This window comes from Pontibacter sp. HJ8 (genome assembly GCF_054824225.1).
In genome coordinates this window covers 1-1,496 of record NZ_JSYF01000500.1, presented here as the reverse complement: position 1 = coordinate 1,496, position 1,496 = coordinate 1, and the positions used below count along the sequence as shown (strand labels likewise).

The following is a 1,496-nucleotide window of genomic DNA, read 5'->3' as shown; positions in this document are numbered from 1 at the left end:
TGCAGGAAGACCAGAGTTATTGAAAGGTCACTAATTTACTTTAAGGTACACTGATAAAGCCACTAAATACCTCTGGATAAGGTTTGATATCTCACTCCTTTGGTATACCAGAAGGGCAAAATCAGTTTCAAAGCTGCTTTTGCCTCTTTCTTTTTGAGGCTTTACTTAGCTCAGACTGGCCCCTACGCGCTGCAGCAGGGCTTTTGTTTTCAGGATACCTTCTTTTTCCGGCAGGCTCTCCCCTTCATACTCTATGCCGATGTAGCCGGTATAGCCAGCGTCTTTTACGATCTTGAGCATTTTAGTGTAATCGATGTCCAGGCAATTGCCTCTCGCATCAAATTCAAAGGCTTTGGCGCTTACGCCTGCGGCAAAAGGCATTAAGGTGGCCATGCCTCTGTAGGGGTCGTACTCCTCCAGACATTTGCCGCCCCAGAAGCCGGGACCCTCGCGACGGAGGCACCAGTTGGTAAAGTCTGGCAAGGAGCCTACGTAGGGCTTGTCTATCTGCCGCAGCACATCGGCCATCCATTCGGCATCCGATGACAGGCCGCCGTGGTTTTCGGTGACCAGTTGCAAACCGATCTGGTGGCAGTACTCGCCCAACAGCCCCAGCCCATCCACTACGGCCTCTTTTGCCTCTTGCCTGCTGCCGGCGCCAAAAGCGTTTACCCTAATCATGCTGCAGCCCAGGAACCTGGCGGCATCGGCCCAGTGCCTATGCACTTCCACGGCTTTCAGGCGCTTTTTCTTGTCGGGGTCGCCCAGGTCGCTTTCCTCATCAATCATGATCATGTTGTTGACCACGCCGTGGTCCTGGCTGCGGCTTAGCAACTGGCGCAGGAACTGCTGGTCGGTGGCTTTGTCTTTAATGAACTGGTTAACGTACTCCACCGCATCTATCTGGTATACTTCGCGGGCCAGCCTTGGGAAGTCCAGCGTATCGATCTCTTTTTTGAACAGCGACTTATGCAGCGACCACTGCGCGAGCGAAATCTTAAAGAAAAGCTTTTTGGGCGGTTGCGCGGCTAAGGCATTAGCACCTAAAAGCGAAACTCCGGCCAAGCCGGCGGTGGCACTGCTCAGCTGCTGCAGAAACCTGCGACGATCTATTGACATAGGGTATGATTTTAGGGTGAGCGATACAGAAGGAAACGTAGTGTAAACTAAGGCAATATACCCGGAAAAGCAAGCGAAACGTTGAGCCAGTGTAAGCTCGTTGCAACAGTATGAGATAACCTGTTCCAACAGCGCAACAGAGTTTGTTGCAATAAGCCCGCAATGGCATTTCCTTAGGTTATAGGTTTGCAATACATTGCAACAAGGGTCTCGTTCAAAATAATATACTTACTTCTCCTCTCCCACCTGCAGAAACTTGCCCACATCCTCTAAATCCGTGTAGATAATGTTCGATAATTCAATCCTTCGATCTACTCGAAAGCCCTTCAGTTTATGTTGAGGGGCTTTTTTTATGCCCTTTGGACAATTATTTGGAC

Annotated in this window: 1 protein-coding gene; it reads right to left on the bottom strand. The window is 50.2% G+C overall.

What is annotated here, in order from left to right:
• Window positions 1–165 precede the first annotated feature (165 nt).
• The gene (locus tag OB13_RS18580) at window positions 166–1,119 is read right to left on the bottom strand and encodes a sugar phosphate isomerase/epimerase family protein (RefSeq protein WP_461491682.1); all 954 of its coding nucleotides are present in this window, start codon (window positions 1,117–1,119) and stop codon (window positions 166–168) included.
• Between the last annotated feature and the right edge of the window lie 377 nt (window positions 1,120–1,496).